Source organism: Pantoea dispersa, assembly GCF_014155765.1.
GTDB classification, from domain to species: domain Bacteria; phylum Pseudomonadota; class Gammaproteobacteria; order Enterobacterales; family Enterobacteriaceae; genus Pantoea; species Pantoea dispersa.
The window spans coordinates 165,689-180,545 of sequence record NZ_SCKT01000001.1; the positions used below are offsets into that span (position 1 = coordinate 165,689).

The window sequence follows — 14,857 nt, forward strand, 5'->3', positions numbered from 1 at the left end:
CAAAACGTTAACGAAAATGTGGTCTATCTTTAAGCTAAACCTTGCACTCTCTGAGGTTTAGCAGAAGAGCCCATAAAAGGAGGAGTTATGTCGTTAACGTTACGTGAGCAGAGTCAGGATGCGCTGGAAGTAGGGGCAAAAAAATATCATTACTACAGCTTGCCGAAAGCCGCTCAGCAGGTCGGTGATATCGATCGCTTACCAAAATCCCTTAAGGTTCTGCTGGAAAACCTGCTGCGCTGGCAGGATGAAGATTCCGTAACGGCAGCAGATATTCAGGCGCTGGTGGCGTGGCAGCAAACTGCACATGCCGATCGCGAAATTGCTTATCGTCCGGCGCGCGTGTTAATGCAGGATTTCACCGGCGTACCGGCCGTGGTTGACCTGGCGGCGATGCGTGAAGCCGTTAAGCGGCTGGGCGGTGATGTGGCGAAAGTTAACCCGCTGTCACCGGTCGATCTGGTGATTGACCACTCGGTCACGGTCGACCACTTTGGCGATGACGATGCGTTTGAAGAAAACGTGCGCCTGGAGATGGAACGCAACCACGAACGCTACGTTTTCCTGCGCTGGGGGCAAAAAGCCTTTAACCGTTTCCGCGTCGTGCCGCCGGGCACCGGTATCTGTCATCAGGTCAATCTGGAGTACCTCGGTAAAGCCATCTGGCATGAAACGCTGGACGGCAAAGAAGTGGCTTATCCGGATACGCTGGTCGGCACCGATTCTCATACCACCATGATTAACGCCCTGGGCGTGCTTGGCTGGGGCGTAGGCGGCATTGAAGCTGAGGCCGCCATGCTGGGCCAGCCGGTTTCAATGCTGATTCCCGATGTGGTGGGTTTCAAGCTGACCGGCAAACTGCGCCCCGGTATCACCGCCACCGACCTGGTATTAACCGTGACGCAGATGCTGCGCAAGCACGGGGTGGTCGGTAAGTTTGTCGAATTCTACGGTGACGGACTGGCCGATCTGCCGCTGGCGGATCGCGCAACCATCGCCAACATGGCACCGGAATATGGCGCAACCTGCGGTTTCTTCCCGATTGATGAAGTAACGCTCAGCTACATGACGCTCACCGGGCGCGATGCGCAGCAGGTTGAGCTGGTGGAAGCCTATGCAAAACAGCAGGGGCTGTGGCGTAAACCGGGCGATGAGCCCATCTTCACCAGCACGCTGGCGCTGGATATGGCAGAGGTAGAGTCGAGCCTCGCCGGTCCGAAACGTCCGCAGGACCGCGTCTCCCTCGGCGACGTACCGGCGGCCTTTGAAGCCAGTAACGAGCTGGAAGTGAATCACGCGCAGAAGCCGCATAAAACGGTCAGCTATCTGGACAGTGAAACCGGCGACCGCATCCAGCTGGATGATGGCGCCGTGGTGATTTCGGCGATTACGTCCTGTACCAACACCTCCAACCCCAGCGTATTGATGGCGGCTGGCCTGCTGGCGAAAAAAGCCGTCGAGCGCGGGCTGATGCGCAAACCCTGGGTAAAAGCCTCGCTGGCACCAGGATCAAAAGTGGTGTCGGATTATCTCGCCGTGGCGCAACTGACCCCGTATCTTGATGAGCTGGGCTTTAACCTGGTGGGTTACGGCTGCACTACCTGCATCGGTAACTCCGGCCCGCTGCCGGATGAGATCGAAAGCGCGATCAAAGCGGGCGATTTGACGGTGGGTGCCGTGTTGTCCGGCAACCGTAACTTCGAAGGGCGCATCCATCCGCTGGTGAAAACCAACTGGCTGGCGTCTCCGCCGCTAGTGGTGGCGTATGCGCTGGCGGGCAATATGAAGATCAACCTGCAGACTGATCCGATCGGTCAGGATCAACAGGGCAATGACGTCTATCTGAAGGATATCTGGCCATCGCCGGAAGAGATTGCCGCCTCGGTGCAGAAAGTTACCAGCGACATGTTCCATAAAGAGTACGCCGAGGTGTTCGACGGCACGCCCGAGTGGCAGCAGATCAAAGTCAGCGAAGCCGCTACCTATGACTGGGACGAAGGCTCCACCTATATTCGTCTGTCACCGTTCTTTGACGATATGGAAAAAACGCCGCAGCCGGTGCAGGACATTCACGGCGCGCGCATCCTGGCGATGCTCGGTGATTCGGTGACAACCGACCATATCTCCCCGGCTGGCAGCATTAAAGCGGAGAGTCCGGCGGGGCGTTATCTGCTGGCGCACGGCGTTGAGCGTAACGACTTCAACTCGTATGGCTCACGACGCGGCAACCACGAAGTCATGATGCGCGGTACTTTCGCTAACATCCGTATTCGCAACGAAATGGTGCCTGGTGTCGAGGGCGGTTATACCCGGCACTATCCGAGCCAGGAACAGCTGGCTATCTACGATGCGGCGATGAAGTATCAGGAGGAGGGCGTGCCGCTGGCAGTGATCGCCGGGAAAGAGTACGGCTCCGGCTCCAGCCGCGACTGGGCGGCGAAAGGTCCGCGTCTGCAGGGCGTGCGCGTGGTGATTGCCGAATCGTTCGAGCGTATTCACCGCTCTAACCTGATCGGCATGGGCATTTTACCGCTGGAGTTCCCGGCGGGCGTGACGCGTAAGACGCTACAGCTGACCGGGGAAGAGCGGATCGACGTGGCAAATCTGGCGCAGCTACAGCCCGGCTGCAGCGTCCCGGTAACGCTGACGCGGGCTGACGGCAGTCAGCAGACGCTGGAAACCCGCTGTCGTATCGATACCGGTAATGAGCTGACCTATTACCAGAACGACGGCATCCTGCATTACGTGATACGCAATATGCTCAACTAAAAAACAAAGCCGGGCATGCCCGGCTTTATTAATTGACGCTGAAAATGCATGATGCGAGGGCGCTATGGCGTGCGCGCACCGCCGCGTTACGATTTCGGCAGCAGATGTCCCATCTTCTCGGCTTTCGTATCGAGATAGTGCGCATTTTTTGGGTTACGGCCAACGATCAGCGGCACGCGCTCAACGATATTGATACCCGCTTCTGACAGGATCTCCACTTTGCGCGGATTGTTGGTCAGCAAACGCACTTCATTGATGCCCAGCAGTTTAAACATGTCGGCGCACAGGGTGAAATCACGCTCATCGGCGGCAAAGCCCAGCTGATGGTTTGCTTCCACCGTGTCGTAGCCTTTGTCCTGCAACGCATAGGCGCGAATTTTGTTCAGCAGCCCGATGTTACGGCCTTCCTGACGATGGTACAGCAGCACGCCGCGTCCTTCTTCCGCAATGGCGGTCAGCGCCGCTTCCAGCTGGAAGCCGCAGTCGCAGCGCAGGCTGAACAGCGCATCGCCGGTGAGACATTCGGAGTGGACGCGCGCCAGCACCGGATTGTGATCGCTAATATCACCATAAACCAGCGCGACGTGGTCGTGGCCGGTTGCCAGTTCTTCAAAACCAACCATCAGGAAATCTCCCCATGGCGTGGGCAGTTTGGCTTCTGCTACCCGTTTCAGCTGCATGTGACTCTCCAGAACCTTCAGAGGATGCGCTATCATCATGATAACGCACGGGCCCGACTGGCCCGACGAAACTGCCGATATTGTGCCACAACCTGAACCAGGGCCGCTAATCAGTCAGAGTGATTGTAGTGATAAAGCACAATTATCTAAGCCGCAACGGGTATGTTATTCTTTTTTCAACTAAAGTTATGCAATACGCCTGTCAGGTCGTGAAACAATAAAGGGACGAAATGTTAAAAATTGTGCAACGCACCACGCTGGGCGCGTTTTTATTACTGCTGATGCCGCTGGGCGTATGGCTTTCCGGCTGGCAGTGGCAACCGGGGGAGAGCGGGCATCTGTTGCGCGTGCTGTTCTGGATCACCGAAACCGTCACCAGTCCGTGGGGCACGCTGACCAGCCTGATTCTGAGCGGCTGGGTATTGTGGTGCCTGCGCTTTCGCCTCCGGCCGGCCATTCTGTTGTTGATTATCATGAACGGCGCGATTCTTGCTGGTCAGTCGACCAAAACCTTTATTAAAGAGCAGGTGCAGGAGCCGCGGCCGTATGTGATCTGGCTTGAGCACAGCCACGGCGTCAACGAACAGCAGTTTTATCAGCTGAAACGGCAGCAGCGCGGCGAAATGGTGTCCGCCTTGCTCGCCAATGACACAAAGCTGCCCGCCTGGTTAAAAAATCACTGGGCGTTTGAGACGGGCTTTGCTTTTCCGTCTGGCCATACCATGTTTGCCGCCAGCTGGGCGCTGCTGGTGATTGGCCTGTTATGGCCGCGCCGGCACGTTGTCACAGTGGTGGTGCTGTTTGTCTGGGCTACGCTGGTCATGGGCAGCCGGCTGGTACTGGGCATGCACTGGCCGCGCGATCTGGTGGTCGCGACGCTAATCTCGTGGCTGCTGGTGACGCTGGCAACCTGGCTGGCGCAGCGCTTTTGTGGCCCGCTCAGCGTGCCGCCGGAAGAGCAGCGTGAGATTGCCGGGCGCGATGACGGATTGTAATTTCTCCCTTTGCCCCCATATGATTGATTGTACTTGCAGAAAGGGCACTAACTGCTGCGCGGATAAGCAGCAACGGCGGCACTTTTTTGGCATACTCTACCGGATAACCTCACGACAGGACGCATTGTGAAATATTTGCTGATTTTTCTCGTGGTTTTGGTCATTTTCATCATCTCCGTCACGCTCGGAGCGCATAATGACCAGATTGTCACCTTCAACTATCTGCTGGCGCAGGGCGAATTCCGCATTTCAACCTTGCTGGCCTGCCTGTTTGGTGCCGGATTTTTGCTGGGCTGGGCGATCTGTGGCCTGTTCTGGCTGCGCATTCGTGTTTCGCTGGCGCATGCACAGCGCAAACTGAAACGTATGCAGGCGCAAAATGAACAATCTGCTGCGGTAAATAGCACCTCCACTGCAGTGCGTCGGGATTAATGTTCGATGCTTGAATTGCTGTTTCTGCTTCTTCCTGTCGCGGCGGCGTACGGCTGGTATATGGGCCGCCGCAGTGCGCAACAGGATAAGCAACAGGAAGCTAACCGTCTGTCACGCGAATACGTGGCAGGGGTCAACTTTCTCCTTTCTAATCAGCAGGATAAAGCGGTCGATCTGTTCCTCGATATGTTGAAAGAGGACAGCGGCACCGTTGAAGCCCATCTGACGCTCGGTAACCTGTTCCGTTCGCGCGGCGAAGTCGACCGCGCCATTCGCATCCACCAGTCGTTAATGGAAAGCGCGTCGCTTACCTACGATCAGCGTTTGCTGGCCATTCAGCAGCTGGGACGCGACTACATGGCCGCCGGCTTGTACGATCGCGCCGAAGACATGTTCAGTCAGCTGATCGATGAAACCGATTTTCGCATCAGCGCGCTGCAGCAACTGCTGCTGATTCATCAGGCGACCAGTGACTGGCAGAAAGCGATCGAGGTGGCGGAGCGGCTGGTAAAACTCGGCAAAGATAAGCAAAAGGGCGAAATCGCCCACTTCTACTGCGAGCTGGCGCTGCAGGCGCTGAGCAGTGACGACCTCGATCGTGCCATGAGCCTGTTGAAAAAGGGTGAAGCGGCCGACCACCAAAGCGCGCGCGTTTCCATCATGATGGGACGTATTCTGATGGAGCAGGGCGAATACGCGAAAGCGGCGCAGCGGCTGCAGCGCGTGCTGGAGCAGGACAAAGAACTGGTGAGCGAAACGCTGCCGATGCTCGAAACCTGCTATCAGCGACTGGAGCAGCCTGACAGCTGGGCGCAGTTCCTGCAACGCTGCGTTGAAGAGAACACCGGTGCCGCGGCGGAACTCTATCTGGCGGACATTCTGGAGCAGCAGCAGGGGCCGGAAGCGGCTCAGCTTTACATTAACCGTCAGCTGCAACGCCATCCCACCATGCGCGTGTTCCATCGTCTGATGGATTTCCACCTGCACGAGGCAGAAGATGGCCGCGCCAAAGAGAGTCTGATGGTGCTGCGCGACATGGTTGGCGAACAGATTCGCACTAAACCGCGCTACCGCTGCCAGAAGTGTGGCTTCACCGCGCACGCCCTCTACTGGCACTGCCCATCGTGCCGCGCCTGGTCTTCCGTTAAACCGATTCGCGGGCTCGACGGCCAGTAAGCTGGCCGCGTTCGGTGATTATTCATAACGCATAGTAGTTACAACATACTAATAGAGGGATTATCATCCACGCATAAACACTGTGCATCAGCTCGTCAATCAGCAAGGCAATCACCGTCGCAACGTTGTCGTGGCCGGGTTGCACGGGTAGAATGCTTGCCGTTTGTCCATCGCGCCTGCGGGTGCCAGCCTCTGAGGAAACGTTATGCCTGTTACTCACTCACCGATTCTGGTGGCACTCGACTATCATGATCTCAATAGCGCACTGCAGTTCGTTGACCGTATCGATCCGGGCCAGTGCCGTCTGAAAGTGGGTAAAGAGATGTTTACCCTGTTTGGACCGTCGCTGGTGAAGACGTTGCAGGCGCGCGGTTTCGAGGTATTCCTCGATCTCAAATTTCATGACATCCCGAACACGACGGCGCATGCGGTCGCGGCGGCAGCAGATCTCGGTGTGTGGATGGTCAACGTGCATGCCAGCGGCGGGGCGCGGATGATGAATGCGGCGCGCGAAGCGCTACTGCCGTTTGGCAGTGATGCGCCCTTGCTGATTGCGGTTACGGTGCTGACCAGCATGGACGAAGACGATCTCAAAGGTCTTGGCATCACCTTATCGCCGGCGCAGCAGGCTGAGCGTCTGGCACGGCTGACGCGCGAGTGTGGTCTTGATGGTGTGGTGTGCTCGGCGCAGGAAGCCGCGCACTTCAAACAGGTTATCGGGCAGGATTTTGCGCTGGTCACGCCGGGTATTCGCCCGGCGGGTAGCGAGGCCGGCGATCAGCGTCGCATCATGACGCCGCAGCAGGCACAACAGGCCGGCGTGGATTACATGGTGATTGGGCGACCGATCACCCAATCTGCCGATCCGGCGCAGACGCTGCAGCAAATCCTGCACAGTTTACAGGAGGGCTAATGGCTCAGGACAATCCGCTGGTTTACTCCACCGAAACCGGCCGTATTACACATAGCGAAGAGAAACCGCAGCGACCGAAAAGCGATGGCATCGTGCGCATTCAGCGCCAGACCAGCGGGCGTAAAGGTAAAGGCGTGTGCCTGATCACCGGCATCGATCTCGATGATGACGCGCTGGCAAAGCTGGCGGCCGAGCTTAAGAAGAAGTGCGGCTGCGGCGGGGCGCTGAAAGAGGGCGTGATTGAGATTCAGGGCGATAAGCGCGATTTGCTTAAAACGCTGCTGGAAGCCAAAGGCATGAAGGTTAAGCTGGCGGGTGGTTAATGAAAGCGGGCCACGCAAGGTGGCCCGATGTGACGTAGATGCGCTGCGTAGCCTGCTACAATATTATTATTAATCAACCTGATGGCCAATAATGCCGCCCACCGCAGCGCCACCGACGGTACCCAGCGCGCTGCCGTTGGTGAGCACCGATCCACCAATAGCACCGGCACCGGCGCCAATCGCCGTGTTGCGGTCACGTTTTGACCAGTTGGAACAGCCGCTCAGGGCCACCACTAACGCCGTTGCCAGCACGGCAACCGTCACGCGTTTCATTGTTGTAGTCATGGACATCTCCTTGATGGTTTGCTCAGAGGCAACTCGTTAAGTATAGATGTTACGCCCTGAAGTTGTTCGCCCAATGCACTCAGGCGGTGCTTTTCCTTCAGCCTGCACGCTGGCGCGCAGCCCTTAGCGCGCGTTGTTCACGCTGCTGGCAAAGACCATTTTGGTACCGCCGCAGGCTTGAGATAATTCTAGGCGTAAGCGGATGTGTATGCAGAAAGAAAACTCTGAAATCCTGACGTGGTGTCCGCATCCGGATCCCGTATCAAACCCCACACTTTGCCCGCTTTAGCCACTTTCCGCTGCTAATCCAGCCATTCCCTCCATAACGTTTTTACCGGTGGCTCCGCACAATTCAGTGATGACTGTATGGCGGAGAAAACACAATGCTGGAAGCGCTGAAACAGCAGGTTCTGGAGGCCAATCTCGACCTGCCGCGTTACAACCTGGTGACCTTTACGTGGGGCAATGTCAGCGCGGTAGACCGCGAGCGCGGGCTGCTGGTGATCAAACCCTCGGGCGTTAAATATGAGCAGATGCAGCGCGACGACATGGTGGTGGTCGAACTGGAAAGCGGCAATGTCGTGGAGGGCCAGCTGCGGCCATCCTCGGATACCGCGACACACCGCGCACTGTATCTGGCGTGGCCGGAGATTGGCGGCATCGTGCATACCCATTCGCGCCACGCCACCATCTGGGCGCAGGCGGGCAGGGACATTCCGGCGTGGGGCACCACGCACGCTGATGATTTTTATGGCACCATTCCCTGCACCCGTGCCATGCAGCGGGCAGAGATTGAGCAGGAATATGAATGGCACACCGGCCAGGTCATCATTGAAACCTTTGCGCAGCGCGGCATCGAGCCCGGCGCGATTCCTGCTGCGCTGGTGAACTCCCACGGGCCGTTTGCCTGGGGTAAAGATGCACATAGCGCGGTGCACAGTGCGGTGGTGCTGGAAGAGGTGGCCTATATGGCGCTGCACACTGAGCAGCTGCGCGCGGAGCTGCCGCCTATCGCTCAGACCCTGCTTGACCTGCACTATCTGCGCAAGCACGGGAAGAGCGCCTGGTACGGGCAAGGCTGAGCGCGTGATGTTTTCTCAAGGCACCGGCGGGTGCCTTTTTTATTTAAGGGGATTGCGTGCCCGGACGAGACGGGGACTGTTAATGCTGTGATTTATTCACTATGCGTTAAGCGTATTTATGCGCTTGCCGGCTGTTGCGCCGTCATTAAGTAAGCCCGCTAATCTTTCCTCAGGCAGGGGCTCGGGGATCTCTCTGGATTTTACGTTATAAATCAAACTCTCATTTGGTCTGGCCTCACTCTGCATTACGCTGATGTGGCGTTTAACGCATCACATAAATAGAGGATGAGACGATGACAGTAATTAACCAACCAACCTGCCGCCTGTTTACCGAAGTCGGCCAAACCACACAGCTCGCCGCCTATTATGAGGAAGGTCGACACACCATGTGGATGATGCTGCGCGCTCAGCCGCGCCCCAGTTTCAACCACGAATTAATTGAGGAGATCATGAACCTGAGCTACGCAGCCCAGCGTTCCGGTCTGCCGATTGATTTCTGGGTGACCGGATCGCTGGTGCCGCAGATGTTTAACGCCGGGGGCGATTTGCGTTTCTTTGTCGAATGCATTCGCAACAACCGCCGTGAAGCACTGCGCGCCTACGCCCGCGCCTGTGTTGACTGCATCCATTCAGCGGCTCGGGGGTTTGATACCGGCGCAGTGACGCTGGCGATGATTGAGGGCAGTGCCTTAGGCGGCGGTTTTGAAGCAGCGCTGGCGCACCACTTCATTCTGGCGCAGAACAGTGCACGTATGGGCTTCCCGGAAATTGCCTTCAACCTGTTCCCCGGCATGGGCGGCTACTCGCTGGTCGCGCGCCGCTCCGGGATGAAGCTGGCCGAAGAGCTGATCTGTGAAGGGGAGTCGCACAGCGCAGAGTGGTATGAAACCCGTGGTCTGGTCGATAAAGTATTCCAGCCCGGTGACAGCTACCGCACCACGCGTACCTTCATCGATACGCTGCGGCCAAAACTGAATGGAGTCCGTGCCATGCTGAAAGCGCGACAGCGCGTGCTGCAGCTGTCACGGGCAGAACTGATGGATATTACTGAGGATTGGGTCGACTATGCTTTCACGCTGGAACCGAAAGATATTGCCTACATGGAACGTCTGGTACAGCTGCAAAATCGTCACAGCGCATCATTGCGTAAAGCCGGTTAGCAGTACGCTAAGACGTTAAACGCGGGCAGGATGCTTAGCCAGCCAATGCCCGAGCTGCTCTGCGGGCATTGGTTTCGCATAATAATAACCCTGACGCCCATCGACACCGTTGGTCAGCACAAACTTCTCTTCGGCTTTGGTTTCGATGCCTTCGGCAATGACCTGTAAATCCAGGGCTTTCGCCACGGCAACGATCGCGCGCACCAGCGACTGCGATACCGGTTGCTTGTTAATATTGCGCACAAAACTTTGATCCAGCTTAATCGCATCGATCGGCACGCGCGCCAGCTGGGAGAGCGAGGAGTAGCCCGTGCCGAAATCATCCAGATGCACCTGTGCGCCTAACTCCTGAAACTGTTTCATCAGCTTCAGCGCACCGGCCTCGTTCTCGATCAGGCAGCTTTCCGTCAGCTCGATGTCTATCGGGCACTCACTGATGCCCGCTTCGCTCAGCGCCTGTTTCAGGTCGCTGTAGATGCTCTGGTCGATCAGCTGCTTGGCGGAAACGTTCACTGCGACACGCAGGTAAATGCCTTCGCTGCGCCATTTTACGATTTGCTGCAACACGTTCAGCATTACCCAGCGCCCGAGCGGCACAATCAGTCCGGACTCTTCCGCGTAAGAGATGAAATCGCCAGGCGGCACCAGGCCGCGTTCAGGTGAATTCCAGCGCACCAGCGCCTCGGCACTGCGCACTTCACCGTCGCGATCGATCTTCGGCTGATAGTGCACCACCAGATGATCCTGCTCCAGCGCTTTGCGCAGATTGGTATCCAGCCACAGATATTCAAATACGCGCTGGTTCATCTCGCTGGCGAACACGCAGAATTTGCCGCGCCCGTTCTCTTTAGCGTGGTACATCGCGGTATCGGCGTTACGAATCAGACTTTCGCGATCTTCACCATGCAGCGGGGCGAGGGCGATACCAATCGAGCAGCCGCTGTAGACTTCGATCAGCCCGATACGGAACGGCTGACGCAGCCGCTCCAGAATGCGTGAGGCCATCGCCTCCAGCGCCGCCTGACTGGTGTGCTCAGCCAGCACCACAAATTCATCACCGCCGAGACGTGCCAGCGTCTGATCCTTGCCGAGACAGCTGAGGATCGCCAGCGACACCGCCTGCAGCAGCTGGTCGCCAAACATATGGCCGTAGGCATCGTTTACCTTCTTGAAATTGTCGAGATCGAGGTAAACCACGCCGGTCTGGCTGCCGTTAGCCAGCTCCAGTGCCAGGCTAATTTGCTGATGGATAGCGTTGCGATTCGGCAGGCCCGTCACCGTGTCGGTATTGGCCATAACGCGTAAGCGCTCCTGCGCCCGACGCTCTTCTGTGATGTCGGTTCCGGAACAGATGAGGAAAATTTCATTTTTTCCGCTACCGCTGTGGACGAACTTATTACGAAACAGAAACAGTCGCTGACCTTTTCGGGTTTTAACCCAGCGCTCCACTTCGTAGGAGTTGCCGTCGCGAAAGAAGCCGGCGATATTGCGGCGCGACGCCTGCGCTTCCTGTTTGGTCATAAACAGCTGAAACACATTGCGGCCAATTACTTCCTGCTCTTTCAGGCCGGTGTACTTCGCCGGCAATACCGCTCAGCATCTCCGGCGTCACCACAAAGCCCCAGCCGTTAATTACCTGAGACGCGTTCTCCACCGTGGTGCCAATCAGCGCCGCCGGTGAGTTCATGGCAAAGTAGACGCCCGGATCGAGCACCGAGGCACAAATCAGCGCCATGATCGCCACAAAGGACTCCATCAGCATGGCGCCATAGCCGATAAAGCGAATATGGCTTTCGCGCTCCACCAGTTTTGGCGTGGTACCGCTCGACACCAGCGCGTGGAAGCCGGAGATCGCGCCGCAGGCAATGGTGATAAACAGGAACGGGAACAGCGCGCCGGAGAACACCGGGCCCGTGCCGTCGATAAAGCGCGTCACCGCCGGCATCTTCAGTTCCGGCATGGCGAACAGAATGCCCACCGCCAGCCCGATGATTACGCCGATTTTCAGGAAGGTGGAGAGGTAATCACGCGGCGCCAGCAGCAGCCACACCGGCAGCGACGAGGCAACAAAACCGTAGATCACCAGCACCCACGTCAGCTCGGTGCCTTTCAGGGTAAAAATCGGTCCCCAGTACGGATCGGCCGCCACGTCACCGCCGTAAATGATCGCCGCCATCATCAGCACAAAGCCGATGATCGACACTTCGGCGATTTTGCCCGGACGCAGAAAGCGCATATACACGCCCATGAACAGGGCAATCGGAATGGTGGCGGCGATGGTAAACAGCCCCCACGGACTGTTAGCCAGCGCTTTCACCACCACCAGCGCCAGCGCGGAGAGAATAATGATCATCACACCGAGCGCACCGAGCATGGTGACCACGCCGGCGAACGAGCCCAGTTCCTGGCGCGCCATCTCACCCAGCGAACGACCGTCGCGGCGCGTGGAGATAAACAGCACCAGAAAATCCTGCACCGCGCCGGCCAGCATCACGCCAACCAGAATCCAGATGGTGCCGGGCAGAAAACCCATCTGCGCCGCCAGGATCGGCCCGACCAGCGGACCGGCACCGGCGATCGCGGCAAAGTGGTGGCCAAACAGCACCCATTTGTTGGTGGGAACATAGTCCAGCCCGTCATTGAAGCGCTCTGCCGGCGTGCGGCGCCGGTCGTCCAGCTCAAAAATGCGCCTGGCGATAAACAGGCTGTAGAAGCGATACGCGATGCTATAGCAGGCGACGGAGGCGATCACCAGCCAGACGGCATTAACGTGCTCGCCGCGACTGAGTGCCAGTATGGCGAACGCAGCCGCACCAATTAACGCCACCGCTAACCAGATCAATCCGGTTCTGACGTTGTTCATGAGTTAACTCCTTGTAGGGACCGGGAAAAAGGCGATCGGAATACAACAAGTTAAAAGTAATGTAATGAATTGTTAACGACAGGGAATCGGATCAGAAGTGTGAAGCGGGAAACAAATTTAACAACTGTTCAGGCGGGCGGGGAAAAATGCGGGATAACGGCTGTTATCCCGCACGATTTCATGCTCAGGCGGCCGGACGGGCCACCACGCTGCGTGTTTCCATGCGCACTTCGGCGATGGTCACATCAATCACATCGGTCACGCGGTAGGCCACTTCACCTTTGATCTGCACGGTCCCGCTCTCCTGCGAGCACACCAGTTCGTCACGCACGGCGTGAATGAACGGGGCAGGGATAAAGGCGACCGCACCGTTCTCCAGCAGGCGCACGCGCATGCCGCCGCGCGAAACGTCGATGATCTCGGCACTGAATTTGCGGTCAGTGCCGGCAAACGGCGCGAGGAAGCGCGCGTACAGCCAGTCACCGACATCGCGCTCGGCCATGCGGTTGAGACGGCGACGCTCACTCATGATCAGGGTCACGTCATCCTGTGGCCGCGCAATGCTTTCGCCGCGCACGATAGCCTTCAGCAGACGATGGTTGATCATATCGCCGAATTTACGAATCGGTGACGTCCAGGTCGCGTAGGCGTCGAGGCCGAGGCCAAAGTGCGGGCCCGGTTCGGTGCTGATTTCGGCGAAACTCTGGAAACGACGAATGCGGCTGTCGAGATACTGGGTTGGCTGCGCATCAAGCTGACGACGCAGCTGACGGAAGCCTTCCAGCGTGGTAATGGCCTGCGGATCAACCGTGATACCGTGACCAGCCAGTACCCCAGCCGCCTGTTCCGCGTTCGCCTGGTCGAAACCGGTGTGCAGGTTGTAGATACCGAAGCCAAGCTTCTCCTGCAGCACTTTAGCGGCGCAGACGTTGGCGAGGATCATCGCTTCTTCCACGATGCGGTTAGCGATGCGGCGCGGTTCCGCAATAATATCCAGCACTTCGCCTTTCTCACCCAGCACGAAGCGGTAGTCAGGGCGATCTTTAAACACCAGCGCGTGCGTCTGACGCCACTCGCCGCGCGCCAGGCACAGGCGATGCAGCAGGCGAATCTGCTGCGCGATGGTGTCATTTTCCGGCTGCCAGCTGCCGCTGTTCTCCAGCCAGTCCGACACTTCGTCGTACACCAGCTTGGCTTTGGATTCGATCCACGCGGCAAAGAAGTGGGCATCGTCAGCCAGGCTGCCATCCGGCAGTACAGTGACGCGACACACCAGCGCCGGACGCCTGACGTTAGGGCGCAGCGAGCAGACATCATCTGACAGTTCGCGCGGCAGCATCGGGATGTTAAAGCCCGGCAGATAGTTGGTGAAGGCGCGTCTGGAGGCCAGCTGGTCGAGTTCGCTGCCGGCGGCAACGTAAGCGGTCGGGTCGGCAATGGCGATGGTCAGCGCCAGCTTGCCTTCTGCCAGCTCTTCAACATACAGCGCATCGTCCATATCTTCGGTGCTGGCGCTGTCGATGGTGACAAAGTTCAGCGCGGTGAGATCTTCACGCTGCAGCTGTTCGTCCAGCATCTCGCCAAAGCCCACTTCCGGCGCTTCGCGCTCCAGATTGTGGCGTGACAGCGTGACCCACCACGGCGCGAGGTGATCGTCCGCGGTGACAACAAATTCGGTCAGTTCGGCATAGAAACCGCGATCGCCTTTCAGCGGATGGCGGCGCATCTCTGCCACGGCCCAGTCACCGTTCTGGAAATCGTGGGTCAGGCCACGCACCGCACGGCACTGAATCGCGTCTTTCAGCAGCGGATGATCCGGCACGATAGACAGGCGGTCATCTTTTTTCTGCACGCGGCCGACAAAGCGCGTCAGGAACGGCTCAATCAGGGTTTCCGGCTCCGCGCTCTCGCGGTCTTTATCAGTGTGGATCACGGCGGAAATGCGGTCGCCGTGCATCACTTTCTTCATCTGCGGAGGGGGAATGAAGTAGCTTTTCTGAGCGTCAACTTCGAGGAAGCCAAAGCCTTTTTCCGTGCCTTTCACAACACCTTCGGCGCGCGGGGTCTGCGCGTGAAGCTTCTCTTTCAGCTGCGCGAGCAGCGGGTTATCCTGGAACATAATATATTTAGTTTCGTGGCCTAAGAGCGGTGGACAGTTTTACGCGAATCAGGTCCGCGC

The 14,857-nt window shown here is 57.8% G+C and carries 11 protein-coding genes and 2 pseudogenes; 8 read left to right on the forward strand and 5 right to left on the reverse strand.

What is annotated here, in order from left to right; genetic code table 11:
• Positions 1-87 precede the first annotated feature (87 nt).
• Positions 88-2,769, forward strand: a complete 2,682-nt coding sequence (gene acnA, locus H7K56_RS00855) for an aconitate hydratase AcnA (RefSeq protein ID WP_150360544.1) — start codon at positions 88-90, stop codon at positions 2,767-2,769.
• Positions 2,770-2,855: 86 nt separating this feature from the next.
• Here acnA and ribA read toward each other — a convergent pair whose 3' ends face one another.
• On the reverse strand, positions 2,856-3,449 hold the full coding sequence (gene ribA / locus H7K56_RS00860) for a GTP cyclohydrolase II (RefSeq protein ID WP_058758620.1): 594 nt from the start codon (positions 3,447-3,449) through the stop codon (positions 2,856-2,858).
• Between the two features lie 230 nt (positions 3,450-3,679).
• On the opposite strand from ribA, the gene pgpB reads away from it, so the two are divergent.
• From pgpB to yciH, 5 genes are all read left to right on the forward strand, one after another.
• Positions 3,680-4,444 carry a phosphatidylglycerophosphatase B gene (gene pgpB / locus H7K56_RS00865; RefSeq protein WP_150360543.1) on the forward strand — a complete coding sequence of 255 codons (765 nt, stop codon included), beginning with the start codon at positions 3,680-3,682 and terminating at the stop codon, positions 4,442-4,444.
• A 126-nt stretch (positions 4,445-4,570) separates the two neighbouring features.
• A complete protein-coding gene (locus tag H7K56_RS00870; protein ID WP_058771279.1) occupies positions 4,571-4,876 on the forward strand; it encodes a LapA family protein in 306 nt (101 codons plus the stop codon).
• Between the two features lie 6 nt (positions 4,877-4,882).
• A complete protein-coding gene (lapB, locus tag H7K56_RS00875) occupies positions 4,883-6,052 on the forward strand; it encodes a lipopolysaccharide assembly protein LapB (RefSeq protein ID WP_058758617.1) in 1,170 nt (389 codons plus the stop codon).
• 205 nt (positions 6,053-6,257) lie between these two features.
• Positions 6,258-6,965, forward strand: a complete 708-nt coding sequence (gene pyrF, locus H7K56_RS00880) for an orotidine-5'-phosphate decarboxylase (RefSeq protein WP_021505950.1) — start codon at positions 6,258-6,260, stop codon at positions 6,963-6,965.
• Entirely contained in the window at positions 6,965-7,288 is a 324-nt protein-coding gene (gene yciH / locus H7K56_RS00885) for a stress response translation initiation inhibitor YciH (protein WP_150360542.1), read from the forward strand. The genes pyrF and yciH overlap by 1 nt, the downstream gene beginning before the upstream one ends.
• A gap of 69 nt (positions 7,289-7,357) precedes the next feature.
• Here the strand turns inward: yciH and osmB are convergent, their stop codons facing one another.
• On the reverse strand, positions 7,358-7,573 hold the full coding sequence (osmB, locus tag H7K56_RS00890; RefSeq protein WP_150360541.1) for an osmotically-inducible lipoprotein OsmB: 216 nt from the start codon (positions 7,571-7,573) through the stop codon (positions 7,358-7,360).
• Positions 7,574-7,956: 383 nt separating this feature from the next.
• Between osmB and araD the strand changes: the two genes are divergently transcribed.
• The gene (gene araD / locus H7K56_RS00895) at positions 7,957-8,655 is read left to right on the forward strand and encodes an L-ribulose-5-phosphate 4-epimerase (RefSeq protein WP_150360540.1); all 699 of its coding nucleotides are present in this window, start codon (positions 7,957-7,959) and stop codon (positions 8,653-8,655) included.
• A 293-nt stretch (positions 8,656-8,948) separates the two neighbouring features.
• Positions 8,949-9,815, forward strand: coding sequence for a crotonase/enoyl-CoA hydratase family protein (locus tag H7K56_RS00900; RefSeq protein WP_021505954.1), 867 nt, complete (start codon positions 8,949-8,951; stop codon positions 9,813-9,815).
• Positions 9,816-9,830: 15 nt separating this feature from the next.
• Here the strand turns inward: H7K56_RS00900 and pdeR are convergent.
• From pdeR to H7K56_RS00915, 3 genes and pseudogenes are all read right to left on the reverse strand, one after another.
• Positions 9,831-11,402 (reverse strand): annotated as a pseudogene (gene pdeR, locus H7K56_RS00905) (cyclic di-GMP phosphodiesterase); the annotation flags it as partial.
• Positions 11,389-12,678: pseudogene (locus tag H7K56_RS00910) on the reverse strand (carbon starvation CstA family protein); the annotation flags it as partial. The pseudogenes H7K56_RS00910 and pdeR, both read right to left, overlap by 14 nt.
• Before the next feature lie 184 nt (positions 12,679-12,862).
• On the reverse strand, positions 12,863-14,797 hold the full coding sequence (locus H7K56_RS00915) for an exoribonuclease II (protein WP_088517170.1): 1,935 nt from the start codon (positions 14,795-14,797) through the stop codon (positions 12,863-12,865).
• Positions 14,798-14,857 lie beyond the last annotated feature (60 nt).

Bases quoted from the DNA above. Each gene is read 5' to 3' on its own strand.
- H7K56_RS00900 (WP_021505954.1), top strand. From the start codon at position 8,949: ATGACAGTAATTAACCAACCAACCTGCCGCCTGTTTACCGAAGTCGGC.
- ribA (WP_058758620.1), bottom strand. From the start codon at position 3,449: ATGCAGCTGAAACGGGTAGCAGAAGCCAAACTGCCCACGCCATGGGGA.
- yciH (WP_150360542.1), top strand. From the start codon at position 6,965: ATGGCTCAGGACAATCCGCTGGTTTACTCCACCGAAACCGGCCGTATT.
- H7K56_RS00915 (WP_088517170.1), bottom strand. From the start codon at position 14,797: ATGTTCCAGGATAACCCGCTGCTCGCGCAGCTGAAAGAGAAGCTTCAC.
- lapB (WP_058758617.1), top strand. From the start codon at position 4,883: ATGCTTGAATTGCTGTTTCTGCTTCTTCCTGTCGCGGCGGCGTACGGC.
- acnA (WP_150360544.1), top strand. From the start codon at position 88: ATGTCGTTAACGTTACGTGAGCAGAGTCAGGATGCGCTGGAAGTAGGG.
- osmB (WP_150360541.1), bottom strand. From the start codon at position 7,573: ATGACTACAACAATGAAACGCGTGACGGTTGCCGTGCTGGCAACGGCG.
- pyrF (WP_021505950.1), top strand. From the start codon at position 6,258: ATGCCTGTTACTCACTCACCGATTCTGGTGGCACTCGACTATCATGAT.
- pgpB (WP_150360543.1), top strand. From the start codon at position 3,680: ATGTTAAAAATTGTGCAACGCACCACGCTGGGCGCGTTTTTATTACTG.
- araD (WP_150360540.1), top strand. From the start codon at position 7,957: ATGCTGGAAGCGCTGAAACAGCAGGTTCTGGAGGCCAATCTCGACCTG.